This is a genomic window from Rhizobium sp. CFBP 8752 (assembly GCF_014842035.1).
GTDB classification, from domain to species: Bacteria; Pseudomonadota; Alphaproteobacteria; order Rhizobiales; family Rhizobiaceae; genus Neorhizobium; species Neorhizobium soli.
Map to the genome: position 1 here is coordinate 411683 of NZ_JACYUZ010000002.1, position 25307 is coordinate 436989.

Sequence of the window (25307 nt, forward strand, 5' to 3'; positions counted from 1 at the left end):
GAGAGGATACTTTGTAAGCGGAGAATTTTCACGTGAGTGACTTTGATAGCGCACCTACAGAGATGCTTGACCTGACCATGGCGAGCGGTGAGGTGACGGAGGAGTACATAAACCACATCCGAAAGATCAACGACGTCTTCTATGACCAGATCAAGATAGCCGACCAAAAGGCCGCCTATATCTTCACGTTCATGCTGGCTTTCTTGATCTCTTCTGCGGAAGGGCGAAGCGTGTTCGATTGGGCGCTCTATGCAAAGGCAGACATTCCGGAGGCATTGCTTCGCGCGATACTGGCCTGCGCGTCAGTCTTTTCAATCATTTGCGCAATCCTGGTTGTCCTCCCCCGCAACATCCCCCGCTCGACGTCTCTCTTCTGGGGCACCTGGCCGCATCATCGCCCGCTGTTCGAGCTCGCTGCGGCGAACCGCGATGTCTCTTACCTGTTCAACGAATATCTCGATAACGCCGACATCCTGTCGCTGATCGCGCGCCGCAAGTACAAGTGCGTGTCGTTCGCCTTTCGCGGACTGGTCCTGACGGTCCTCGCGTATGTCATTCTCCTGCTGGCGACGCAGAACATCCGCTAATCCCGCCACTTGGAGGCGATGAGCGATACTCAACCCCGGTCCTGCGCTTCATCGTCACATCGGCAGAATTGCACGGCTGCGGCACCCACCAAGCGACCGCGGGCTCGGTCTTTCGAAAGAGGTCGATCCCTTCCGTTTCTGACGTCGATTTGGATCAGGTGTGATCGCCGCTATGCCACATCGTGTTTGTATCGATCTCGGACCGATGCGAGGGAAAGTCTTCGCCGCGGTAGCTGATCAGCAGCTTGAACAGGTCGCTGCGCAGCCTTTTGCGGGGTTCGAGACGGTGCTCGATCTGACGCGTCAATGCGGCCTGCATGACCGATAAAGCTTCGACAGAGGTTCCTTCGGCGATGATGACAACATTGACCGTATCAGGGTCGGTCGCTTCATCTTGCTCGAAAACCTCGTACACCTGGTTGGGCTCGGCGAGTGCGACCTGGAAGCCCGTTATGCGGGTTTGGGTCATCAGCTGGCGCAGAGTTTCTTCCATCATCGGTATTGATGCATGGGCCTTTCCGCTTTCGACAGAATAGGCCTGCACGAGTGTTGCGCCGCCGATACCGCTTCCAGCCTTTACAGCGATCTCGCCTGGGATCCGCAGCACGCTCGAAAAATGCTGCCGCATTTTCTGAGACCAGGGGGTCGGATTTCGCACAAGATCGAGATAGGACGGCTGCTCGATCACCGCGAGACTTTCAAGCTCGTAGAGGGTGAAATAGCTCTCTTTTCCGGCTGCCGAAACGTATCGGCTGGCGGCACGCATGCCGGCGACCGTCAATCGCTCCGGGACATGCTCGAATGTGTGCCAGGCTTCGTATTCCTCCGCCATGGCGGCGGGATAATCGTTCCAGAGCGCGAGAATGGCGGGGCTCATCAGGGCTCTCCCATGCGAAGGACGACCTTGGATGCGATACGGTCCTGCGCGGCCTGGAAACCCGTTAGCGCGTCCGACAGTGGGAGCGTGTGCGAAATCAGCTGTCGCATCAGCGGCTGATTGGCGTCAAGAAAGGCAATGACGCCGTCCCAGTCGGCAGCAGGTGCCCGGTAGGAGCCGCGGATCTGCTGATGCATGCGCACGACGGATGTGAGGTCAATTTCGGCTGGCCGAGGGTGGATGCCGACAACGGTGAAGATCCCTCGCTTCTTGAGATACGGGAGCGTGGCGCTGACGAGCGCGGGTACGCCGGCCGCCTCGATGATCGCGTCGAACGGCGCAAGGTCCGCCAGGACGCCCGCCATGTCTGTCTTCGCCGTATCGATCAGTTGCTCGAAACCCGCCGCGCGGAGGGAATCCAGCCGCGGCCCGTCATCGCGGCCGATCACTACGACCCTGGCACCTATCGCCCGTGCCATGATGGCGATGCCCTGTCCGATGAAACCCGGACCGATCACCAGAATTGTTTGACCCGGCTGGACCTCCGCAGTCGCGACCGCCTCGGCGCAGACAGTCATCGGTTCTGTCAAAGCCGCGACATCCATGTCGAGACTGTCGGGAAGGACGTGGCAGTTATCGTAGGGCACACAAACAAACCCTGCGAATGCGCCGTTGCGGCCGATGCCGATCCCTTTGCGCGCCGTGCAATTGTCTTCGTCGCCGCGAAGGCAGGCATCGCAACGGCCGCAGGTGGTAGAGGGTCTTGCGGTCACGCGGGTGCCGATAATCGTTTCCGACAAAGCTTCCCCTACCCGTTCGATCGTGCCCGCAAACTCGTGGCCAAGGGTGACGGGCATGGCGCGCTCCATCGACTCGTAGCCCGGCGTCCACTCCGCGATGTGCAGGTCTGTTCCGCAGATGCCGGCCGAATGGACACGGACCAGAACGTCGCGCGGAGCAAGAGCTTCCGGCACGCCGATCTCGCGAAACTCCACGCCTTTGGCGGGCCGGACCTTTTGCAATGCCAGCATGGTGTCGTTCCCTTCGATAATATTTAGGTGTTTAGCCGCGCCAGCTCAGAAAGCGCTTTTCTACCTGCCCGATTACAAAATTCACGAGCAGTCCCATGACCGACAGGATGGTGACGCCGGCAAAGAGCTTTTCCAGGTCGTAGAGCGAGCCGGCCTCAAGGATGTAAGAGCCGACGCCGTATTGCGCACCGAGCATCTCTGCGGCAACGAGAAGAATGATCGCGATCGAAATCGAGACGCGCAGACCCGAAAGGATGGCCGGGAATGCCCCGGGCAGGACGATCTTGCGAACGATCGACCACCAATTCAGCCCGAAGCTCTGGCCCATGCGGATCAGCGTGCGATCGACGTTGTCGACGGCGCCATAGGTGGCAACCACGGTTGGCGTAAACGTGCCAAAAGCGATCAGTGCGTATTTCGACATTTCGTCGATGCCGAACCAGATGACGAACAGAGGCAGGAGCGCGATCTTGGGGATCGGAAACAGCGCGGCGACAAGCGGGACCAGTCCGGCGCGGACATAACTGAAAAGACCGATCAGCACACCGACCGCTATGCCGACGCTAATGCCCATGAACGCACCGACGAAAAGCCGCTGCAGTGAAGGCAGAAGATGCTTCCACAGCAGACCCGTCTGCCAAAGCTGGACAAAGGTATCGAGGACCGCCGAGGGCCGTGGCAGCGTCAGGTTCGAGATGAACCCGCTACGGGTGCCGATTTCGGCGAGCGCGATCAGAACGACAAAGACTGAAATGCCGACGCCCTGCACCGGGATCGGCGCAAAGCCGCCACCGCGGAACGATACGGTCGATATCTTTCCTGTTTCACCCTTGCTTGATGTCTCTACAGGGCTGGAAAACGTGGTGACGTCAGACATTGACCAACTCCTTGTCGGCCGCCATGGCCTCTTCACGCATGAGATCCCAGAGCTGCTTCTGTTTTTCTTCCAGTACGGGATCGCCGAGATGCCGATCCGACAGTGGAATGTCGATATCGACGATCTCGCGGATCCGGCCTGGTCGGCGGGACAGGACGACGACTCGGTGCCCGAGCCGGACCGCCTCGTTGAGATTGTGGGTTACATAAACCGAGGTGAACGGCTGGCGCGTCCAGAGCGAGATCAGGTCATCCATCAGCAGTTCGCGGGTCTGGCTGTCGAGGGCCGACAGCGGTTCGTCCATCAGCATGACTGCGGGACGGACCGCCAGCGCCCGGCTGATTGCCACGCGCTGGCGCATGCCGCCCGACAGTTGCTTGGGAAGGGCTTTGCGGAATTCGGAAAGGCGGGTGCGATCGAGAACATCCGTCACGATTTCGTCCATCTGACGTCCGCTCAGGCCATGGTCCTCGAGGACCAACCGGATATTGCCCTCGACCGTGCGCCAAGGCAGCAGAGCGAAATGCTGGAAGACGTATGTCAGCGGGTTGAGCGAATCTGCCGGCGGATTGCCGACCTGCAGCACGTTGCCGGAGGTCGGCCGCTCCAGGCCACCCAGGAACCGAAGCAGGGTCGACTTGCCGCAGCCAGACGGTCCAATCAGGCAGATGATCTGCCCTTTCGGAATGTCGAGCGAAATATCCTTCAGAACCTCGACGGCTCCATAGGAATGGCTGATGTTGTTGAGCTTCAAATCCATGGGTACTCCAGGCAGGCCACAGTGCTGCCGCGGGTTCGACCGGTCAGATGGTCTTGACGTAGGACGTATCGAACAGCTGTTCGTTGGTGATCGCGTCCTTGACCATGCCTTCGGACTTGAACCATTCGAGCTGTTCGACACAGCTTCCAAGCGACAATGCGAGGCCCTCGTTGACGCGCATGGCGCCTTCGATCAGGTTCTGCTTGGCCGTTTCGAATGGGCTGTCGCTTTCCACATACTTGTGGACGATCTTGGCCAGAGCGTCGCGCTCGGCGTCATCTGCCTTGTTGTCAACGAAGGCAGCGTTGTAGTCGGCGATCGCCCGCGAATAGGCCTTGACGAAAGACGCTGTCATGTCGCGCTCTTTGGCGGCGTTTTTGGTCGAGGTAAAGGCGGTCGTCACCTGGTAATCCGGTGCGTAGTCCGACACGAGGCCGATTTGCTTGGCAGCGCCTTCGCGGATCATCTTCTTGGCGACATTCGGCTGAATGGCCCAGGCATCGATCTGACCCGTGGTCAGGGCGCCGACGATTGCGCCGAGCTTCTGCAGCGGACGCAGCTGGATGTCGGACAGCTTGATGTTGTTGGCTGTGGCAATCTTGTGCGCCATGAAATGGAAGGAGGATCCGGCCGTTGTGATGCCGAAACTCTTGCCGGACAGTTTCGAAGGGTCGGTGAGACCGGCCTCATAAGCCTTGTTCGACGCAAGGATAATCGCACCGGTAACGCCCTTCTGCTCGGTCAGCGCGCCGCCGATAACCTTGATGGCGTCCTTTTGCGCGAGGCTGATCAGGCCACCGCTCATCGCGGTAACGCCGAAGTCGGCATCACCTGAAGCGATTGACACGGCCATCGGCTGCGCTGCCTCGAAGAACTTCAGTTCGATGTCCAGCCCTGCGTCCTTGTAGTAACCGCGTTCGAAGGCAATGAAGCTCGGTGCGTGGCTGGCAAGGTGAAGCACGGCGAGGTTACGGGTTGCAGCCCGTGCAGGCAGACCAAAAGCCGCAGCGCTGCCGAGTGCACCCATGCCGATGAGTGCCTGACGGCGATTCATTTGAAACTTCATGATTATCCTCCTCCAAGGACGGCGTTGCGTTACGCCAGTGCCCCTCATTGCCACTCACCGCACCAGAAGACAACAAACAATGATTATGCCTCCCATGCCTTCAGAGCATGTTACCCGGCCTCTCAGGGCAGCGGCGGCAGGGCTGACAGTCGTGCGGCGAGGATCTCGATCAGTTTGCGCAGGTTGGCAGAGTGCGAGCGACGACGGTTCCACAGGACGGATATCGAGAACTGGGGTGCGTTGTGGATCGGTCGGATGACAAGATTGCTCCCAACCGGGCCGAGAGTCGTGACGTAGTCGACAAGGACGATACCCATGGCTTCGTTCGCCAGCGCCAAGGCAGTGTCGGAAAAGCGCGCAACGGCACGGTTGTTGACCTTGAGCTTCTCGCGGCTGAGGAAACGATCGACGATTGTCTGATGGGCGCCACCGGCGGCAAAGCTGATGAAGTCCACGTCGGCAAGATCCGCTGCATGGATGACGGGACGGGCCGCAAGGCTATGGCTCTTGGGAATGACCGCGACCAGATCGACGCGCCCGACATGTTCCCTTTCGATCAGCGGATGGTCCAGCGATGCAATCGTCACCACCGCTTCACCGCGGCCGGTAATCAGATATTCCTCGATCTGGTCGACCGGCAGCACGTCGAAGAACAACTCGATTTCAGGCACTTCGACGGAGAGCGTCCGCAGCGCCTGCGGAACCAGCGCCCGCGCCACGCTGGCCGTCGAGCCGACCCGAAACACGGCGGTTTCGCCGCGCGCGATACGGCCGATCTGCGTTCCAACACCGGTCAGCTGGCGGATCAACGGATCGATTTCCGCGTATATTTCCAGCGCCTCGGACGTCGGCACCAGCCCGTTACGATCACGGGCGAAAAGCGCGATTCCAAGCAGGTCCTCAATCCGGCGGATCGTGCGGCTGAGCGCCGGTTGCGATATGGTGAGAACCTTGGAGGCGCCGGTGATCGAACGCGCCTGCATTACCGCATGGAAAACCTCCATCTGGCGCAGGCTCAGCAATCCGTCGGTGGTGGCCGGCACCCTGTGCTGGTGGTCGTCGTTCTCAGCGGGCATCGGTGATTTTCCCAAGGAAGGCCAGCAACCTCTCGATCATCTGGTCAGCCGCCGTTTCGGGCAGCAGATGTCCGCCTGGAAGACCCTCGCATTCTACCGAGACCGCCCAGTCAGCCCAGATGTCGAGCGGCGTGCGTCCGCCACCGTAGAGCCGGCCTTGTTCGGAGAGCACCAGCACCGGCGCCTGTATCTTTCGACCGGAGTTGCGATCGGCAAGGTCGTCTGCCTCGTCCACCGACGCGCCAGCCCTGTAGTCTTCGCACATCGCATGACGGACCTCGTCACTGTCGAAGGCCATCCGGTAGTCTTCCAGCGCCGCAGGATCGATCAGGCGGATGTCGCCGGCCATCTTGGCGAGCGTCAAGTCGATAAGAAAACGCGGATCGGCCGCCATCAGCGTTTCAGGCAGCGGTGCGGGTTGCGCCAGCATGAACCAGTGCCAGGCGCCAAGCCCGAAAGCCTTGCCTGCCCCTTCCCACATTTCCGGCGTCGGCACGACGGTGACGGAAACCAGTGCGCGCACCTCCTCCTCGAAATCGAGCGCGAGCCGATAGGCAACCCTTCCGCCGCGATCGTGGCCGACGACGACGAAGCGGTCGTGCCCAAGGGCTCGCATCATCTCGTGCAGGCTCTTCGCCATCCGGCGCTTGGACCCCATATCTTTGAGCGTCCCGGTGACCCGGCTATCGCCGTAACCCGGCAGGTCGGGCACGACCACGGAATAGGAAGCAGCGAGCACGGGCGCGATCCGGTGCCAGGCCGAACGGGTTTCCGGATAGCCGTGCAGCAGCAGGATGGCAGGGCCGGAGCCTGAGGTGAGGACGGCGAAATCGACATCAGCCGTCTGGACGCGACGGTCCTTGAACCCCGGGAACAGGGCGTTTGCCGGTCTACTCATCGGTTTTCGCTCCTGCTTGCGTGTTTGTCACAGCTGCCGCGATTTCTCGGAGCGCGGTTATTAGGCTGTCGACGCCTTTCTGTCTTGGACGACGGTCGCAGACGTGAACATAGGCGGAAACGCTGGCGCTGTTTTCGATCGGTATTGCCACCAACCCATGGACATCGCAGTCGATTGCCGAAAAGGCATCGAGAACGCTGATGCCTATACGTTCGGCGACGAAGGCGAGAGCGGCGTCGACAAAATGGACGTAGACCGCCGTTTTGCGCGTCTCGCCCCAGCGCTGATAGGTCTGATCGATCAGAAGACCGTGCGTCGTGGTCGCGCCAAACGAAATCAGTTGTTCGTCCGCAAGATCCGCTGGCCTGACAGACCGTCTACCTGCCAGCGGATGGCCAGCAGGCACCACGCAGACCAGGCCAGCGGTGGCGATCGGGACAGTCTGGATAACCGGATCGTTAACCTCCGCGATCGTCGCGACGCAGGCCCCCTGGCCAAAGAGGAGGTAGTCACGCACATCGCGCTGCGACAAGGAATCGCTGTAGAAAGTGCCGGCGGTGCCCTGCTGCTGCAAGCGCTTCAGTGCCTTCGGGATCAGCCGGGCGCCAAGGCTTGGCGTGGAGCCGAAGCGGAAGGTGGACGCGTCGCCCCGGGCAATCGAGTAGATGACATCGGACAGTATTTCCGACTGCTGGTGGACATGCTCGACCTCGGCAAGGATCAGTTCGGCCTCCTGCGTCGGGACCAGCCGGCCAGAGATGCGGGCAAACAGCGCGATGCCGAGCTGGTCCTCCAGACGCTTGATCGCGGTCGACAGGCTGGGCTGCGAAACGCCGAGATGTCTTGCGGCAACCGTCAGCGAACCCGTCGCCATGATCGTCCGGAAAATCTCGATCTGCCGTTCCTTGAGCTTGGGGTTCGGCATCCGCCACGGGTCTCCGTCCTATAAATCCGGGTTATACCCTGGTTCGGAAACTGTATTGGCGTCAATACCCGCGGCCCCCTATCGTCGCCTTTATGCTCGCAACCGCAGTGAGCATCATCGATTGAGAACCATAGGATGAGCATTATGCGTGGTGGTCGATATGATGTCGTGGTGGTCGGAGGCGGTGCAGCCGGCATGAGCGCGGCGGTGGCCGCATCCCGATCGGGCGCACGAGTTCTGCTCGTCGAGCGGTACGGATTTCTCGGCGGCGCAGCCGCAAATTCTCTGGTTCTCGCCTATTGCGGCTTCTACCAGAAAGGCCCCGAACCGGTCTTTGCCGTGCGCGGCATAGGTGCGGATCTCTTGCACACCCTCGGCACGCTCGGCCAGGAGGTCGCGCCGATCAGGTCGAGCAGCGGCAACTGGATCGTCATGCTGGATCCGGAGGCAATCAAGTTCGGCTTCGACCAGATGACCGACGCTGCCGGTATCGACGTGTTGCTGCACTCTCGCGTGACAGCCGTCGCAACCAGCTCGGACGGCCTGACCGCAATCACCGTGACTGACCACGCCGGCTGCTACGAGATCACTGCCGCCGCATTCGTCGATGCCAGTGGCGAGGCAGCGCTCGCATCGCTCGCCGGGTTCGAAATGACAGTCAACAGCATGGCAGGCGACAAGGTTCAGCCGGCCTCCATGCCGGTTCGCATCGGCGGAGTAGCGCCAGGGGTTTCATTCGACCGGGCGCGGATGGCAGACCTGATTGCAAGGCACAACGAGAGCGGCGATACGCAAATCCACCGTGCAGACGGGGGCGTTATGCTGCGGCTTCCGACATCGAACGACTACTGGTGGATGACGATCGACCTCGACACGGACGGTTTGAGCGGCGCAAGTCTTGGATCAGCGGAACGCCAGGCACGACGAGAAGCGTGGCGAAACCTTCAGTTGCTGCGGCAGCTACCGGGCTTTGAAACGGCCTTCATCGCAGCGACCGGACCGCAGATCGGCATCCGCGAAACGCGCCGGACACGGTCGCGCAACGATCTGACCGGTGCAGCCCTAGCAAAAGGCGAGCGGCGCGAAGACGGTATCGGCCGCGCAGCCTGGCCGATGGAAGTTCACGAGGCGCCTGGAAAAGTTCGTTTCGTCGATCTTGGAGGAGAAGGATTTGCAGACATCCCGATGGGATCGATCGAGGCTGCCGGAGCATCCAATCTTTACCTCGCGGGCCGCGTCGCCGGGGCCGATCAGGCAGCCTATGGTTCGCTGCGGGTGATGGGAACCGCTTTCGCAACAGGGCATGCAGCCGGCATTGCCGCAGCATTGCGCGCCTCGAGCACCACAGTTTCGGCCGACGACGTGCGGGCAGCGCTTACGCTCCAGGGCGCGTTGATTTGAAATCCTGCAGGTTCACTGGCGGCCGGAAATCTTCGGGGCAACAATGACTTTGATCACCGCAGTGCCGGGGCCGCGTTGAGTTCAACACGGCCACGGCGTTTATCGTCGCGGAAACAGGAACCGTTTTACCCGCGAGCGCAAAGATCAGGGCTTGCAGGTCTGTACAGCGCCGGGGAGCGTGCACCAGTCGGCATACCATGTGTCGAACAGCGTCAGCTGGGCTTCCACATAGCCGCGCTGGCTGTCGCTGAGCACGTCCGTTTCGATGAAGTTCAGCGCATATTCTGCGTCGCCCTTCAGGACCATCATGTGCTTGAAGTAGAGAACCAGATCCGGGCCTTCATCGAAGGAGGAAAGCACGCCGAGCGCTTCTTCCAGTTCCTTGGCGCGCAAGCGTGCATCCGCGTTACCCGTGGCCGCGGCTTTCGCGAGGTTGCACAGATGCAGCACTTCCCTGGGAAGAACGTTGCCGATGCCTGTAATGGCGCCGGTTGCGCCGCAATTGACGTAGCCGTGGTAGACGGCCGTATCGACGCCGATCATCAAAGACACGCCGTCATCGCGGCTGGTAATGGTTTCGGCCGCATAGCGCATGTCGGCCGGACCGCCGAATTCCTTGAAACCAACAAGGTTGGGGTGTTCCGCGCGAAGCGCGAAAAACAGATCGGCGCGCGTGGCAAAGCCGTAATAGGGGCTGTTGTAGATGACCGCAGGCAGGTCCGGTGCCGCGGACAGGATTGCCTTGAAATGCGCCTTCTGGGCGGCGATCACAGAGCCGCGCGACAGAACCCGCGGGATGACCATGAGACCATTTGCGCCGACCTTCTGGGCGTGTGCGGCAAGCGCGACGGCAGATGCGGAGTTGATCGCGCCAGTGCCGACAATCACGGGGATGCCAGCCTCAACCAGACGCGAGACGCCTTCCATGCGCTGCGCATCGGTGAGCAGGGGCCAGTCACCCATGGATCCGCAATAGACCACTGCCGACATGCCCGTTTCGATCAACTGCTGTGCCTTACGGACCAGCGCGTCAAAATCCGGCATGCGGTTTGCGGTGCACGGTGTCATCAGCGCCGGAACGACGCCCGAAAATATGCTTGCAGTCACGGAAAGCTCCTTCGTTTCGGCGCACGGAAACGCGCCCCTGTCCCTATCGACGAGCAGCATAGCGTCTTCTTCAATCTTGTCGACAAGAAAAATACAAAGACCTACAAGAGGATGTCGAGCCTGTCATGGCGGGTCAGCAACCGCTCGATCTGGGCTTCGATCTGCTCACTGTGAGCGCGGCCGAGCCTGTCCGCGGCCTCCACGTCTCGCGCTTCGATCGCCGCGATGATTTCTTCGTGTTCGTCCACAAAGCGGGATGGCAGCCGATCATCATAGGATTGGTAGTAGAGACGCAGCATTCTCCGCCCTTCGCCCAGCAGACGCTCGAAGAAGCGCGCATAGTATTCATTGCGGCCAGCCGCAGCGATCGCCGCGTGAAAGTCCGCATTGGTTGCGATCATGGCCAAGGCGTCCTGGGCTTCGACAGCCGCTTTGAATTCTGCCTGATGAGCTCGAATGATGTCGAGGTCACCTGCCTTGTGGTGCTGCGCGGCGAGCCGCGTCGTGACCCGGTACATCAAACCCAGCGCATCGAAATAGGCGTGCATGCCGAGAAAGTCGATGTTCGACACCATGGTCGACCGGTTCGGCAGGGTCTCGATCAGCCCCTCTCCGGCAAGCCGCACCAGAGCTTCACGGATCGGCGTGCGCGACATGCCGAACCGCGTTGCCAGTTGAACTTCGTCGATCGCACTTCCAGGGGCGAGGCGAAGATCAAGGATTTCATCCCGCAAGAGGTCATAGACCTGCCTCGCGCCGGACCCCCTCTTGCGCTCCAGCGCATGATTTTGATTGCTGTCGTCCATGCCGGCACCCACAAAGTTTTTATCTGTCATTCATGCACTACTGCATCCTCTCCTCGTCGTCAGCCCGTCCGGCAATTCGAACGAAAGTCTTGACGACCGTCGCCATCAGCATATTCATCGCCAAACGCTACCGCTACGCCAACTGCGCACGCTCAAAGATCTCACCCCTCGCGTAGGCCCCGCCCGCCGAACAGCGCTTTCAGGAAAGTCCCAGCATGAGTGCCCCTGCCTACATATCGTTCGAACAGTCGCTTGCCGGTTTTGACAATATTGCTGCCGCGGTTCCGCCGATCTCGAAGGAGGAACTGAACGCGCGCATAGCCAAGCTGCAGGGGCTGATGCGCGACGGAGGCGTCAAGGCGGTCTATCTCGATACATCGACGAGCCTGACCTATTTTACCGCTATGACGCTCGGGGCGAGTGAACGCATGCATGGCGCAATCATCCCTTCGAGCGGCGCTCCGATCTATATCAGCCCCGCCTTCGAGGAGCCGAAGACCCAGACCCTGATCACGATCCCCGGCGAGATCGCGGTCTGGGAGGAGCATGAGGATCCGGCCCGCTTGGTCGCAGACCTGATCTGCAGCCTTGCCGCGGACGGCGACATTCTGGCCTTCGATCCGGCGACGCCGTTCGCATTTTCCAGCACGATCACCACGCATCTCGGAGACCGCCTGACGGTTACCGGCGCCAAGGACTTGATTGCCCAGTGCCGGCAGATCAAGTCGGCGAACGAGATCGCGATCATCCAGGCCGCGATGACCGCGAGCCTTCGTGTTCACAAGGCCGTCTGGGAAGGTCTCTACGAGGGCGTGAAGACAACGGAAGTCACCGATTTCATTGCCGCTGCGCATGCCAAGCTCGGCATGAAACACATCTTTGCCGCCGCGCAGTTCGGCGAAGCGACCGCCTATCCGCACGGCGTTCCCTATGCGCAGACGCTGAAGGCGGGCGACATGGTGCTGATCGATCTCGGCGCGCATATCCACCGCTACTGCTCTGATATCACCCGCACTTATGTCTTCGGAGAGCCGACGGAACGGCAGCGCGAGATCTGGTCGCTCGAACAGAAAGCCCATCGCGCCGCCTTTGACGCGGCAAAGATCGGGATCGCCTGCGAAGAGGTTGATTTTGCCGCCCGCAAGGTGCTGACCGATGCCGGCTACGGTCCCGACTATCAGGTTCCCGGCCTGCCGCACCGAACCGGACACGGGCTCGGCATGGATATGCACGAAGACCCCTACATCGTTCGCGGCAACAAGACACCTCTTGCTCCAGGCATGGTGTTTTCCGACGAGCCGATGCTTGCACTCTACGGCGAATGCGGCGTGCGCCTGGAAGACATCATCTACATGACCGAAGAGGGCCCCGCCTTCTTCACGCAGCCGTCGTCCTCTCTCGAGCGGCCGTTTGATTGACGAGGCGAGTCTATCCGAGGGCGTGAGCCGGGGCCGGCGTCACCTGTGTCGGCCGGCGCAGCCTTCTAGCCAGTCGTCATCCTGCGCAGAACATTTGTTTTCCAATAGAACTGGTGGACAAGAGCGCCCAGCACATGGCCGGAGATCAGCACCCATAAGGCGACTTTGAGGACATCGGCATGCAGTTCCCCTGCACTGCCGTAGCCAAGATAGTATGCAGCCATGCCAGTCAGCGGCATTGCGACGAGCAGAATGTAGAGCGCGGCATGCGCGGCTGTGGCAGCCATCCGAAAAATCGGGGGTTCCTGCGGCGGGGATGCCGGAACGCCACGGGTGAAGCGGATGATCAGGCGAAGCACGACGAGAGCCAGAATAGAAATGCCCACATAGGCGTGAATATTGGCACTTGCCACTTGGTCGGCAGAGGCCATCCCGTCTCGCTCCATACTCCGGTTCCAGTCGCTCATGCCATCGGGCAGGACGAGGTTGAAAGTGACGAGCGCAGCGGTAAGCCAGTGCAGGACGCGTTGAGATACGGAGAATGATAGAGGTCTAGACGTTGTCATTGGTGATCCTTCCATCGTGGTTGTCTCAGACGTCGCATGGGGCGATCGGATGGTGAGCGTCGACGGGGCATTGGGTTTGATCATCGAGATCGCTTGGTGCGGGGACTTCAGCTTCACACGCACCGTTTCATTCCTTCGGTTGTCAGGATAATCGACTAGAGGCCGAAGCTGACATTGAACTGAAGGCGCTCAGGGTCATTTCCCAACGCCTGCCTCCGCTGCCATGACGCGGTCTCGAAGCGTTTTGCGACTGCATCAGGTAGAGAGACCCAGCCGCCACGACGTCCCGTTCCGGACGGCCCGAACACCGTGCCGGTCGCCGTGGAAAGGTTCATCCGCGCGAGCCGTTGCGGTCACGGATAGAGTTACACGGGGTGAAAGACCGATCATTCAAAGCGTATGCGAAAGCAGAAGAAAAACGGACGCCGTGTTCAGGGGAGTTAATCCAAAAGTTCGCGTAAGACCGTCGCGAGCTCCCGAGCAGTATGTGGTTTCCGCAACCATCGTCCTGACTGAGCCAGTTCTTTACCTGCGATGGTTGGCTCGGCGTATCCGGACGTGAACAGAACCTTTATCGTCGGCTTTGCCATCCTCACTTGATCCGCAAGCTCGTTGCCTGTCATGCCGCCTGGCATGACGATGTCGGTAAAGAGGAGCGAGATGTCATCGTGCTTTTGGAGAAGTTCGAGCGCCTGAATTCCAGTTGCTGCTTCGATGATTTGGTAGCCGAGGTCTGCAAGCCGTGCGACCACCACTCGACGCACCCTCGGATCGTCTTCGACGACCAAAAGCTTTTCCCGGCCTCGGGGCAACGGAGCGGTTTCTGCCGTGTCGAAATGCGTGATCTCTTCGTCAGCTTTTGACCGGGCGGAAGGCAGAAAGAGCCGGACGCTCGTTCCCTGCCCGGGCTCGCTGTAGAGCTGGATGTTTCCACCGGATTGCTTGGCAAAACCGTAGACCATACTCAAACCCAGACCTGTCCCGGCACCAAGGCCCTTCGTTGTGAAGAACGGGTCAAAAGCCTTCTCGCGAACCTCGGCCGTCATTCCCGAACCCGTGTCCGTTACTGAGATCAAGACAAAGTCACCAGTCCTTACCGACGGATAGGTTTTCGCGTAGTCAGCATCGAGTTTGACGCTGGAGATATCGATCGTCAGCCTTCCGCCTTTTGGCATAGCGTCGCGCGCATTTATCGCCAAATTCAGGATGGCATTCTGGAGCTGCGATCCGTCGACCGAAGCCTCGATGGCCGCGCCTGATATAACCGTGCGAAGCTCAACGGCTTCTCCAAGGGTTCTGCGTAACAGGTCCGAAAAGCCGCCGACGAGTTGCCCTATATCCACCGTTCTCGGATTGAGGCTTTGACGCCGTCCGAATGCGAGAAGCTGGCTTGTCAGTTTGGCACCGTCATCTGCCGCGCTTTGCGCCTCACGCAGAAGCACTCGAAGCTTTGGATCCTCAAGCTTGTTATCGATCATTTCCAGATTGCCGCTGACCACGGTCAGGAGATTGTTGAAATCATGAGCCAAACCGCCGGTCAGCTGGCCGATGGCCTCCATCTTCTGCGATTGGCGCAGTTCTTCCTCGATCTTGTGTCGGCTCGTCAGGTCCCGGATGAAGCCCGTAAAGATCCGCTTGTTGTGGGTTGCTGCTTCGCCCACCGAAAGCTCCATCGGAAAGGTCGAGCCGTCCTTGCGTCGTCCGGTCACAACCCGGCCATATCCGATAATGCGCCGTTCGCCGGTCGTCAGGTAATTGGAAATGTAGCTATCGTGCGCCGCGCGGTCGGGATCGGGCATCAAAACCTTGACATTCAGTCCGCAGACTTCTGCTGCCTTGTATCCGAACAGCCGTTCCGCAGCCGCGCTGAACGATGAAATGATGCCCGCTTCATCAATGACGACCATCCCGTCAGGAACGGTATCCAGGATAGAAAGCTGGTGGGCCTCGCGCTCGGCGACGGTTTCCTGCATCACTTTCATGGCCGTGACATCGTTGTTTGTCTGGACCACGACCTGCTCGGCCGAGCCCAGCGGCGATAGAAGAACCCAGTGGGTCGCAATGAAGAGAGGACGGCCATCCTTGTGGTGATGGATGACTTCGCCGCTCCAAGACTGCGCAGCCAAGAACCGGTTTCTTTGCTCTTCAACAGATTCAGGGAACTGCGTGCTAAGAAGCTCGTGAACCTCTTGGCCAACGGCCTCGATGCGTGACCATCCGTAGAGGTTTTCGCATCCTGCAGTCCAGCTGCGGATGATACCATCCGTTCCGTGAACAATGATGTTTGCCGCATCCAGCAAGCCTGTAACAGCAGAAAGCTGTCGTTCGAGCTCATCTCGACTGCCTCTATATGACATAGCTTTCCCATGATCGCACGCTCAGTGGGACCGTCCCCCGCGGACGATCGTTAACCGGGGCTCGCGGGAACGATCATCTTCATCTCCGGCCATCTGCGCAAGCAGAACCGGACGGCAGATCGTTATCGCGTTTCGAGCCGCCACACCGTCGATTTGGATGGCACCCTTGCCGATGAGCTTTGTCATGGTGCGCGAGACTGTTTCGATTGTCAGTCCAAGGTAATCGGCTATGTCCTGCCTCCCCATGGGAAGCTCCAGCGTGGTCCGGTTGCCTGAGGAAGCCGCTTGGCGCCGGAGTGTCGCCAGCAGAAAGGAACAAAGGCGTTCCTCCGCGTTCTTGGACGACAGGAGCACCATCTGATCCTGCGCTGCCGCCATCTCGTCGGAGACCAGAGCGAAGAGCTGTGGGCGCAAGTGATCACTCTCGGTCACCGCTGCATCGAACCGGCGTCGTGACAATCGCCTCAGGGTTACAGACGTCACCGCCTCGGCACTGTAGAGATAACGCCCGCCAAGCGAGATGCCGACGATATCGTTTGGATAGAGGAAGCCGGTAATCACGCGCCGTCCGTCGGCGATGATCCGAAAAATCCTCAACGTACCTTCGAGAATTTCGAAAACATCGACCGCATCGTCGCTCTCAAAGAAAAGCGCTTTTCCCGCTGTCAAATGTTCAAACGGCTGCTTGCAGAACAGGCTGTGAAGGCTGGTTTGGTGATGGACTGCGTGAAGAGCAGTCGTCCCACTTTCATAATTCTGAGTTGTACTGAGCATAACCGTGCCTCCAATCTCGATGCGCGCAGTTGACTCGCGTGGCGTGACGGGCGGATGCTGTTTCCGTGACAATCTATGGAATTGCGTAACACATTGTAACAGGAGGGGATAATGGCGCGGCAAAATCCTGCGACAGCTCACATCCTCATCGTCGATGATGATGTGAGGATCACTCAAATGTTGAAGCGATATCTCAACGAAGAGGGCTATTTAACCAGCGAGGCCAAGGACGGTGAGGAAATGCGCCTGCAACTTGCGCACACACAGGTCGATCTCATCCTGCTGGACGTCTCTTTGCCCGGAGGGGCCGATGGTTTCGATCTTGTTCGGGAGGTGCGAGCGGCGTCCGATACCCCGATCATCATGCTGACCGGTCGAAATGACGTTGTGGACCGGATCATCGGGCTTGAGATGGGCGCCGACGACTATCTCGCGAAGCCGTTTAACCTCAGGGAGCTGCACGCCAGGCTGAAAGCCATTCTTCGCCGGCGAAACGTGCAACCTCCCGAGCAGGAAGAGACCGACAAGATCGTCCATTTCGACCGCTGGGCTCTGAACCTTACGCGACGCGAGCTGTCATCAGCGGATGGCGAAGGTATCCATCTGACAACAGGCGAATACGACCTCCTTGCTGCCTTTGTGGCCCATCCAGGACGCGTGCTGTCGCGAGATTTCTTGCTAGAGGAAACAAAAGGGCGCCATCTCGATGCCTACGATCGGGCAATCGACGCTCAAATCGTCCGGATCCGGCGCAAGGTGGAGATCGACCCCAAACAGCCGCAAATCATTCGCTCCATCCGGGGCGTCGGCTATATTTTCGCCGCACGCGTCAGCGTGGCGAAGGTTGCTTAGAGGGCGATAGGTCATACGTTAAACCGGCCCGCGGTACTTTGAAAGTCGAGGTGTCGCCCAGAAGCCAGTGGTCGGTTTTGGCGACGGGCCAGACGTGGATGCGATTGCATCCTTCCTCTCCAGCGCGGCGTTTCGCATACTCCAACAAGCGCCCTGCCACGCTGTGCTCATTGAGGAGACTTACGGACGCGAGAACAGGAACTTCCAGCTGTTTGCTCAAGCCACTTTGCGGGCTGACAAATACCAGGGAAATCCCGCGGACAACCCCTGCCGGGTCGATTACAGTAAGCCAATTTCTCCGGAGGTCTTCTGTGGAAGTCGCTGCCTGCCACTCGGCAAGATCAATGTTCGGAAAGAGATGCCGAACGATTGCGTAAGCACGAGCAACGTCCGAGGCTCGAAGTGCACTGACCGTATAGTCCGCATCCATCTCCATCCCCCCGTTGCACCGATAATCTTTGGTGGACCGGCTGAGCCTGCATTGACGGCGGTCAACGCAACGACTGCAGATGTCGAAGGGTCAGCGCGGGTGAAGAAAGACGCAATATGGACGCTGAAGCGCCTTCTTCAGCGCGTAGCGTGAAGATGGAAGGAGAGCGCAAGGATGTGCTTATCCATTCGCCCGATGAACCTGGAAGGCATGCCTGCTCGGAAATCAGGCGACGGTCTTCAACTGGTCCTCTGCCAACATCTGCTTCGCCACAAACGCCTGACCCGCAATGGCTCGACGATCAACGCCCCGTTGCATTGCGCTTTATCAATGAGAGCCGCACCATTCCGGGTGAAAGAGTTACCGGAGGCGAGCCACCGAGAACGACCGTTTTGAACACGCGGCCCCAAAGCCCAGCCATGCGGTCGCAGGACTACTGAATGATTGCCATTACAGCGCCGTGTCGAGCCGCGGGCTGCAAGAGGACGTGAAACAAGGACGCCTTTATGACGGACAAGCTTCTCCTCACCTTCAATGCCGGATCTTCATCCGTGAAAATCGGCATCTTCAGAGTGGACGGTGAAAGGCCTGAGCGGATCGGCAAAGCCGTGGTCGATTTTGCAAGCGACCCCGTGTCGCTGCATCTCAAGGAAGGTCCGGCGCAGTTCGAACTGTCGCTGGAAGGCGCTTCCGGCGACGATCTTGCCGGCCTGATGGACAAGGTGTTCGGGGAACTGAGTGCCCATTTCGATCTCGACGCCGTCACCTCCGCCGGTCACCGCATCGTCCATGGCGGCGACGTCTTCGACGGTCCCGTGGAACTGACGACCGAGACTGTTGCGAAGGTTCGGTCGTTGACGGCACTTGCGCCACTCCATCAGCCCCAGGCGCTGCGGATGATCGAAGCCGTCCGGCACCTGCGCCCTGATCTGTTCCAGACCGGCTCCTTCGATACGACTTTCCATGCGACACAGTCCGACCTCGTGCGGCGTCTCGCAATTCCGCGCGCCTATCATGACGAGGGCATCAAGCGGTACGGCTTCCATGGACTGTCCTATCGCTACGTCGCCGGTGCACTGGCCGCCAAGGCGCCCGGTATTGCGGACGGCAAGGTCATCATCGCCCATCTGGGCAGCGGCGCCAGCCTCTGCGCCATCGAAAAGGGTCTCAGCCGCGATTCCAGCATGGGCTTTTCGACGCTGGACGGAATCCCGATGGCAACGCGACCCGGCTGGCTTGATCCCGGTGTGCTGCTGCATTTTCTGGGGCCGCTCGGCAAGTCGGTCGAAGACGTGGAGGACATGCTCTACCACAAGTCCGGCCTGCTGGGTGTTTCAGGCCTTAGCGGCGATACGCGCGAGCTCCTGGAGAACGACAGTGAAGAAGCGCGGGAGGCAATCGATCTCTTCACGCTCCGGATCGCCGGCGAGGTCGGGAGGCTTGCATCCACGCTCGGTGGGCTCGACGGCCTCGTCTTCACCGCCGGCATTGGCGAGAACCAACCGGAGATCCGCAGGCGTATTGCAGACCAGCTTTTGTGGCTGGGCGTAGAGCTGGACGGTTCGGCCAATCAAAACAACGCGCCCACGATCAGCACCGCGGCAAGCCGCGTTGCCCTTCATGTCATCGCTACGGATGAAGAACAGATGATCGCAGAGGAGTGCCTGTCCGTTTTTCGCGCGAGGGAACATCCCGCCACCTGACGGCACCGCGGAGGCGTCGCTCCCAGTCACGACAGTAATTTTCGATCACTCGCCGTTTCGAAGGAGCAAGAAGATGCAGCTACGTAACAACCTGCCCGTCACGCCCGAGATCAGCACCGAGGAGCTGACGCTCATCGACCGCTATTGGCGGGCGGCAAACTATCTCTCCGTCGGGCAGATTTATCTTCTCGACAACCCACTGTTAAAGGAGCCCTTGAAGCCGGAGCATATCAAGGCACGGTTGCTCGGCCACTGGGGCACGACGCCCGGCCTCAACTTCATCTATGCGCATCTCAACCGGATGATCCGCAACCGCGATCTCAGCATGATCTATGTCTGCGGACCCGGCCATGGCGGTCCCGGCATGGTGGCGAGCACCTATCTCGAGGGCACCTATAGCGAAATCTATCCGGACATCTCCGAGGATGCCGAAGGTATGCGGAAACTGTTCCGGCAGTTTTCCTTCCCTGGCGGCATTCCGAGCCATGCGGCCCCGGAAACCCCGGGCTCGATCCATGAAGGCGGCGAACTCGGCTACGCTCTGGTGCATGCCTATGGCGCAGCCTTTGACAATCCGAACCTCATTGTCGCCTGCGTCGTCGGCGATGGCGAGGCAGAGACCGGACCGCTTTCCGCAAGCTGGCAGTCGAACAAGTTTCTGAACCCCGCCCGCGACGGTGCGGTGCTGCCGATCCTGCATCTGAACGGCTACAAGATCGCCAACCCAACTCTTCTCGGCCGCATGGCGGACGAAGACATCGAGCACCTTTTCCGCGGGCACGGCTACGAACCGTTTTTCGTGGAGGGCCATGAGCCTGCCGATATGCACCGGCAGATGGCTGCGGCATTCGAGACGGTTTTCGATCGCATCCGCACGATACAGGCCGAAGCCCGCGACGGTACGGTGTCGGAAGGCTTCCCACGCTGGCCGATGATCGTGTTTCGCAGCCCCAAGGGCTGGACGGGACCAAAGGAAGTCGACGGCAAGAAGGTCGAGGGTTTCTGGCGCGCGCACCAGGTGCCGGTCTCCGGCTGCCGCGAGGACGACGGGCATCGCAAGGTCCTTGAGGACTGGATGCGGAGCTACAATCCGGACGATCTGTTCGACGCCAACGGCCGGCTGAAGGAGGAATTGCGGGCGCTATCGCCCGGCGGCGAACGCCGCATGGGTGCCAACCCCCACGCCAATGGCGGCCTTTTGCGCAAGGAACTCATCGTCCCCGACATCCACGACTATGCGGTTCCCGTAAGGACGCGGGGCGCCGACATGGTGCAGACGACGGAGATCCTCGGGAAGTATCTGCGCGACGTAATGAAGCGCAACGACGCGAATTCGAACTTCCGCATCTTTGGTCCGGACGAAACGGAATCGAACCGGCTCGGCAATGTCTTTGAGGTCACCGACCGCGTCTGGATGGAGAAGATCGAGCCCTACGACGTGCATCTGTCCCGCGACGGCCGGGTGATGGAGGTGCTTTCAGAGCATCTTTGCCAGGGCTGGTTGGAAGGTTATCTGCTGACCGGCAGGCATGGCCTTTTCTCCTGCTACGAGGCCTTCATCCACATCATCGATTCGATGTTCAACCAGCACGCCAAGTGGCTGAAAGTGTCGAGTGAACTGCCATGGCGCAAGCCCGTCTCTTCGCTCAACTACCTGCTCACCTCGCATGTCTGGCGGCAGGACCATAACGGCTTTTCCCACCAGGACCCGGGCTTCCTCGATCTCGTTGCCAACAAGAAGGCGGATATCGTGCGCATCTACCTGCCGCCGGATGCCAATACTCTGTTGTGGATCGGCGACCATTGCCTGAAGACCTGGGACCGCGTCAACGTGATCGTTGCCGGCAAACAGCCTGAACCGCAATGGCTGACCATGGACGAAGCGATCCGGCATTGCGAGGCCGGCATCGGCATCTGGGACTGGGCTGGCAACGAGGACGGTGCGGTCGAACCCGACGTGGTGATGGCCTGCGCCGGTGACGTGCCGACGCTCGAGACGCTGGCGGCGGTTTGCCTGCTGCGGGACGCGATCCCGGAACTCAGCATCCGCGTCGTCAATGTCGTCGACCTGCTCGCCCTGCAATCGCAGGACCAGCATCCCCATGGTCTCTCAGACGAGATGTTCGACAGTCTGTTTACCACCGACAGGCCGGTGATCTTCGCCTATCACGGTTACCCCTACCTCATCCACCGGCTGACTTACAAACGCACCAACCACCAGAACATCCATGTTCGAGGCTTCATCGAAGAAGGCACGACGACAACTCCATTCGACATGACGGTGCTGAACGAACTCGATCGCTTCCATCTCGCGATCGAGGCAATCGAACGCGTACCCGGTTTGAAGGACAAGGCAGGCAGCGTGATCGCGATGCTTGAGGACAAGCTGGCGGAACACACACGCTATGTCCGCGAACATGGCGAGGACATGCCGGAAATTCGCGACTGGAAATGGAAAGCCTCCAAGACGGTCGGATAAGAGGCCGGGCATCAAACGAAGCAGCCCGACCTATCACGCTCGGGCTGCTTTGAGCGGAAGCACCAAGTCCGCTTGACCACGATCAATGCCCTTTCCTGCGAGTGGAAGAATATCCGGTCTCACACTTAAAACTCGGGGACACGATGACGACATTCTCATTTGAGCAGCGGGAGCAGCGCGAGACGAAGTTCAAGGCGATCCTCCTCCAACGACAGCAGTATCTGCAAACGCGCCTCGAAAAAATCGAGCATGACTTTGAACAACCTCGTAATCGCGACGACGACGATCGTGCGGTCGAACGCAACAACGACGAGGTTCTGGATGAGCTCGGCGAGGCGGGGCAAACGGAGCTGCTGGCGATCGAGGCCGCCCTTCACCGGGTAAAGGAAGGCACTTTCGGTATCTGCGCCAAATGCGGCAATGCCATCAGCGACCAACGTCTCGACATCGTCCCGCACACGCCGTTCTGCCAATCCTGCGCACACGCGCTTCAGCATCTCTAGACCGCCCTATGGCGGCGTTACGGGCGAAGGCGTGAATTCCGGCAGTGGCTGCGTCTCGGGCGCCTTGCGTTGCGAAAGATCAAAGGTCTCCAGCATCGCATCTGTCAAAGTGAATAAAAGCTGCGAGAGGATTGTTTGATGTTGGTCAGGGACTTCATGACACAGAGGCCGATCTGCGTGTCGGCGAGCACGAGTATCAAACATGCGATCCAGCTGATGCTCGATCACAAGGTCAGCGGTCTGCCGGTGATCAGCGACGATGGTCAAGTCGTCGGGATGCTGACGGAAGGCGATCTCTTGAGTCGGAGCGCCTTCAATCTCGGCCCGCAGTCTCCACCGAAAGATCCTGACGATAGTTTCTTCGAAAATTACGTGCGAGCGCACGGCACCACCGTGGCAGATTCCATGACAAAGGACGTTATCTCCGTCTCGCTACAACAATCGCTTGCGGATGTTGCAGCGCTTGTCAGGACGCATGGTATCAAACGGTTGCCCGTTCTTCAGTCGGAAAGGCTCGTGGGGATCATCAGTCGGAGCGATATCATACGGGCCGTGACTGCAAACCGCGATGCGGTGGCAAAAGGAGATCTCGCGTTGCGGCTTGCAGTTTTGACGCGGCTGCGCTCGGAGCTCGGCCTCGAGCCAGAGAGACTTACAGTTGAGGTCAGGAATTCGATCGTCGAAATCTTCGGCCCTGTCCCCTCGCCTGCGCAAAGGCGAGCCATGCAAGTCGTGGCAGAAAGCGTTGCTGGTGTAGCCGGCCTGATTTTCGAAACCAACTGCGTTGAGACACTGGACCACTGACGCGACGTTCGCCCTGTCTGACGCCTTTCGGTTGTCCACATAGGCGGGCGCAGGCGGCGACCGCCCCTCAAAACAAAGACGATCATGCGCGAGCGATTTCGTACGGTCCGTCCTTCGCAGGCACTGTTCGGCTTAAAATCCTGGAGGTGAGACTGGCATCTCCGGTAGTCCGACAACCAGAATCTGATCGATCACCTTGGTGACACCCAGAGTGTTCTCAGCCGCGACCCGCGCAGCCGTCTTTTCGCGTGCATCCAGTACCCTGCCTTCCAGTGTGACCACAGTCGCGTCGACGGCCACCGTGATGGTGTCACCCCAGCGTTGCCGGTCATATTCAGCCTCAAGTCCGGCTTTGATATCCGCGTCGATTCGATCGACGGCGGACGCTGACATCTGTCGGATCAGGGTGCGCATGATGTCGGCTCGCGTGACGATGCCGACGAGATTGTTATTTTCGACAACCGGCAGGCGTTTGATGCCGCGATCGCCCATCAGGTTCGCGGCATCCTCGACGGTTATCCATGGCTCGACCGTGATCGCCGGCGAGGACATGACTTCGCTCACCTCTTTCCCGAAAGCTTTCGCGTAATCCTCCGCCAACGCACCGCGTGACGAAAACAGCCTACGCCACATCCCGGGCGAAGCCTGCGACCGAAGCTCCCCGCGTCGCAGGAAATCGCTTTCACTGATCACGCCCAGTACCTGCTCGTCATTATCGATCACCGGCAGACCGCTGAACCCGCAATCCAACATGGTGTTGGCCGCCTCCCAGATCTTGGCGTCTGGGTGAACAGAAATCGGATCTGCCGTCATGATTGATCGCACGGTCTGCATGGTCTTTTCTCCCTCGTTGTCGGGAGGTTAAACCCGCGGCTCGGGCCGTCCTTGATCTTCATCAACGATCACCGCTTCGAGCCCCAGTCCGGGCAACGCGCGTGCGACGAGGCCGGTCTGAAGATAATGGACCTGTTGGGTCTCCCGAAAGCGCTTTCGTACCCATCGATTGACAAAGATCATCGCCATCTCTTCCGAGGCTTCTAGGCTTGCTTCATCCAAGACCTCTGAAATGATGGAGCCAACCATGTCGTTCAAAACTATTCTTGCTGTCGTCGGTGAACACGGCGCCAACGCCGATATTGCCAAGGCCATCGAGCTGACAATTGAGTCAGACGCGCATCTTTCGATCATGGTCATCGGCACGGCGTTGCAACCGATCACGTCCGACTATCCCGTGGGGACCGCCTGGCTTGAGCAACGGCAGGAAGAGATAAAGGCGCTGGTCAACGTCAAGACGGGCGCCGAGGCGCTGTGCAGCCAGAACGCCGTTTCCTTCGATATCGATCACTTTTACGACGACACCTTCATTCTTCAGAGCAATATCGGCGTGCGCGCCATGTATGCCGACCTCGTCATTCTCGGCAACAGCGTCCGGCGCGAAAGAGGGTTGCGACGTCTGGTGGTTTCGGCTGCAGCCTTTGACGCCCGCACGCCGATCCTGCTGATCCCTTCCAAGGGCAACATCACTTTTCCGCCCAAAAATGTTCTTCTCGCCTGGAATTCCAGAGCGGAATCCGCAACAGCCGCCAAGGATGCACTGGATATTCTGAAACGAGCCGATGCCGTGCATGTCGTTCTCGTCGATCCGGATGGTGCCTACTTCAAAAACGGGGGCGAGCCTGGCGCAGACGTTGCCGCATTTCTCTCGCGACATGGCATCAAGGTTGTCGTCGAACAGCTGGCGAGCGGCGGCCGAGCAACCGAGGACATTCTCACGCAGCATGCATTGGAAACCGGCTGCGACATGATCGTCATGGGAGCCTACGGCCATTCGCGGCTGCATGAACGTATCTTCGGCGGTGTGACGGCAACCTTGCTGGAATCTTCGGATTTTCCGATATTCATGGCCCGATGAGCGGCTGTCACGCACAGTCTCCGAACCTTAGGGGCATCGGCTGCGGTCGGGCCTCTCGTTCCGTCCGGCACGTTGACGGCCTCATGGCCGTCGCGCGC

The 25307-nt window shown here is 59.7% G+C and carries 24 protein-coding genes; 9 read left to right on the forward strand and 15 right to left on the reverse strand.

All coding sequences use genetic code 11. The annotated features are described in order from the left end of the window. The first annotated feature begins 32 nt into the window (after positions 1 to 32). Positions 33 to 587, forward strand: coding sequence for a Pycsar system effector family protein (locus IFT59_RS15080; RefSeq protein WP_192087382.1), 555 nt, complete (start codon positions 33 to 35; stop codon positions 585 to 587). Between the two features lie 154 nt (positions 588 to 741). On the opposite strand, the gene IFT59_RS15085 is transcribed toward IFT59_RS15080, so the two are convergent. From IFT59_RS15085 to IFT59_RS15120, 8 genes are all read right to left on the reverse strand, one after another. Continuing rightward, on the reverse strand, positions 742 to 1464 hold the full coding sequence (locus tag IFT59_RS15085; RefSeq protein ID WP_192087383.1) for a hypothetical protein: 723 nt from the start codon (positions 1462 to 1464) through the stop codon (positions 742 to 744). Beyond that, positions 1464 to 2495, reverse strand: a complete 1032-nt coding sequence (locus tag IFT59_RS15090; protein ID WP_192087384.1) for a zinc-dependent alcohol dehydrogenase — start codon at positions 2493 to 2495, stop codon at positions 1464 to 1466. Before IFT59_RS15090 ends, IFT59_RS15085 begins: the two co-directional genes overlap by 1 nt. A 31-nt stretch (positions 2496 to 2526) precedes the next feature. Continuing rightward, positions 2527 to 3408, reverse strand: a complete 882-nt coding sequence (locus IFT59_RS15095; protein WP_342366112.1) for an ABC transporter permease — start codon at positions 3406 to 3408, stop codon at positions 2527 to 2529. Then, positions 3365 to 4132 carry an ABC transporter ATP-binding protein gene (locus IFT59_RS15100; RefSeq protein ID WP_192087386.1) on the reverse strand — a complete coding sequence of 256 codons (768 nt, stop codon included), beginning with the start codon at positions 4130 to 4132 and terminating at the stop codon, positions 3365 to 3367. Before IFT59_RS15100 ends, IFT59_RS15095 begins: the two co-directional genes overlap by 44 nt. A 43-nt stretch (positions 4133 to 4175) precedes the next feature. Next, the gene (locus IFT59_RS15105) at positions 4176 to 5198 is read right to left on the reverse strand and encodes an ABC transporter substrate-binding protein (protein WP_192087387.1); all 1023 of its coding nucleotides are present in this window, start codon (positions 5196 to 5198) and stop codon (positions 4176 to 4178) included. Positions 5199 to 5320: 122 nt separating this feature from the next. Next, positions 5321 to 6274, reverse strand: coding sequence for a LysR family transcriptional regulator (locus IFT59_RS15110; protein WP_192087388.1), 954 nt, complete (start codon positions 6272 to 6274; stop codon positions 5321 to 5323). Beyond that, on the reverse strand, positions 6264 to 7172 hold the full coding sequence (locus IFT59_RS15115) for an alpha/beta fold hydrolase (protein WP_192087389.1): 909 nt from the start codon (positions 7170 to 7172) through the stop codon (positions 6264 to 6266). The genes IFT59_RS15110 and IFT59_RS15115 overlap by 11 nt, the downstream gene beginning before the upstream one ends. Then, positions 7165 to 8097 carry a LysR substrate-binding domain-containing protein gene (locus tag IFT59_RS15120; RefSeq protein WP_174197770.1) on the reverse strand — a complete coding sequence of 311 codons (933 nt, stop codon included), beginning with the start codon at positions 8095 to 8097 and terminating at the stop codon, positions 7165 to 7167. Before IFT59_RS15120 ends, IFT59_RS15115 begins: the two co-directional genes overlap by 8 nt. Before the next feature lie 144 nt (positions 8098 to 8241). Here IFT59_RS15120 and IFT59_RS15125 point away from each other — a divergent pair, with 144 nt between their 5' ends. Further along, positions 8242 to 9498 (forward strand): FAD-dependent oxidoreductase, encoded by a 1257-nt coding sequence (locus IFT59_RS15125; RefSeq protein ID WP_249407603.1) that lies wholly within the window; start codon positions 8242 to 8244, stop codon positions 9496 to 9498. 144 nt (positions 9499 to 9642) lie between these two features. On the opposite strand, the gene IFT59_RS15130 is transcribed toward IFT59_RS15125, so the two are convergent. Together IFT59_RS15130 and IFT59_RS15135 are read right to left on the reverse strand one after the other, a co-directional pair. Next, complete coding sequence (locus IFT59_RS15130) at positions 9643 to 10605, reverse strand: dihydrodipicolinate synthase family protein (protein ID WP_092663450.1); 963 nt, start codon at positions 10603 to 10605, stop codon at positions 9643 to 9645. A 101-nt stretch (positions 10606 to 10706) separates the two neighbouring features. After that, complete coding sequence (locus tag IFT59_RS15135; RefSeq protein WP_062578394.1) at positions 10707 to 11411, reverse strand: GntR family transcriptional regulator; 705 nt, start codon at positions 11409 to 11411, stop codon at positions 10707 to 10709. Between the two features lie 215 nt (positions 11412 to 11626). On the opposite strand from IFT59_RS15135, the gene IFT59_RS15140 reads away from it, so the two are divergent. After that, entirely contained in the window at positions 11627 to 12829 is a 1203-nt protein-coding gene (locus tag IFT59_RS15140) for a M24 family metallopeptidase (RefSeq protein WP_192087391.1), read from the forward strand. Between the two features lie 65 nt (positions 12830 to 12894). Here IFT59_RS15140 and IFT59_RS15145 read toward each other — a convergent pair whose 3' ends face one another. From IFT59_RS15145 to IFT59_RS15155, 3 genes are all read right to left on the reverse strand, one after another. Next, positions 12895 to 13395 (reverse strand): cytochrome b, encoded by a 501-nt coding sequence (locus tag IFT59_RS15145; protein ID WP_062578392.1) that lies wholly within the window; start codon positions 13393 to 13395, stop codon positions 12895 to 12897. 440 nt (positions 13396 to 13835) lie between these two features. Further along, positions 13836 to 15752, reverse strand: a complete 1917-nt coding sequence (locus IFT59_RS15150) for a hybrid sensor histidine kinase/response regulator (protein WP_192087392.1) — start codon at positions 15750 to 15752, stop codon at positions 13836 to 13838. Between the two features lie 21 nt (positions 15753 to 15773). After that, positions 15774 to 16598 (reverse strand): Crp/Fnr family transcriptional regulator, encoded by an 825-nt coding sequence (locus IFT59_RS15155; protein ID WP_244473959.1) that lies wholly within the window; start codon positions 16596 to 16598, stop codon positions 15774 to 15776. Between the two features lie 39 nt (positions 16599 to 16637). Here IFT59_RS15155 and IFT59_RS15160 point away from each other — a divergent pair, with 39 nt between their 5' ends. From IFT59_RS15160 to IFT59_RS15180, 5 genes are all read left to right on the forward strand, one after another. Further along, on the forward strand, positions 16638 to 17378 hold the full coding sequence (locus IFT59_RS15160; RefSeq protein WP_192087393.1) for a response regulator: 741 nt from the start codon (positions 16638 to 16640) through the stop codon (positions 17376 to 17378). A 936-nt stretch (positions 17379 to 18314) separates the two neighbouring features. After that, positions 18315 to 19511, forward strand: a complete 1197-nt coding sequence (locus tag IFT59_RS15165) for an acetate/propionate family kinase (protein ID WP_192087394.1) — start codon at positions 18315 to 18317, stop codon at positions 19509 to 19511. Between the two features lie 73 nt (positions 19512 to 19584). Then, positions 19585 to 21990, forward strand: a complete 2406-nt coding sequence (locus tag IFT59_RS15170; protein ID WP_192087395.1) for a phosphoketolase family protein — start codon at positions 19585 to 19587, stop codon at positions 21988 to 21990. A gap of 143 nt (positions 21991 to 22133) precedes the next feature. Further along, positions 22134 to 22493, forward strand: coding sequence for a TraR/DksA family transcriptional regulator (locus IFT59_RS15175; RefSeq protein WP_113111400.1), 360 nt, complete (start codon positions 22134 to 22136; stop codon positions 22491 to 22493). A gap of 156 nt (positions 22494 to 22649) precedes the next feature. Further along, complete coding sequence (locus IFT59_RS15180; RefSeq protein ID WP_249407628.1) at positions 22650 to 23297, forward strand: CBS domain-containing protein; 648 nt, start codon at positions 22650 to 22652, stop codon at positions 23295 to 23297. 132 nt (positions 23298 to 23429) lie between these two features. Here IFT59_RS15180 and IFT59_RS15185 read toward each other — a convergent pair whose 3' ends face one another. Together IFT59_RS15185 and IFT59_RS15190 are read right to left on the reverse strand one after the other, a co-directional pair. Continuing rightward, positions 23430 to 24131: a CBS domain-containing protein gene (locus IFT59_RS15185; RefSeq protein WP_192087397.1), complete on the reverse strand. Its 702-nt coding sequence runs from the start codon at positions 24129 to 24131 to the stop codon at positions 23430 to 23432. Positions 24132 to 24158: 27 nt separating this feature from the next. Beyond that, positions 24159 to 24389 carry a hypothetical protein gene (locus IFT59_RS15190; protein WP_192087398.1) on the reverse strand — a complete coding sequence of 77 codons (231 nt, stop codon included), beginning with the start codon at positions 24387 to 24389 and terminating at the stop codon, positions 24159 to 24161. Here IFT59_RS15190 and IFT59_RS15195 point away from each other — a divergent pair. After that, positions 24379 to 25209 (forward strand): universal stress protein, encoded by an 831-nt coding sequence (locus IFT59_RS15195; RefSeq protein WP_192087399.1) that lies wholly within the window; start codon positions 24379 to 24381, stop codon positions 25207 to 25209. The two genes, IFT59_RS15190 and IFT59_RS15195, sit on opposite strands and share 11 nt — an antisense overlap. Positions 25210 to 25307: the final 98 nt, after the last annotated feature.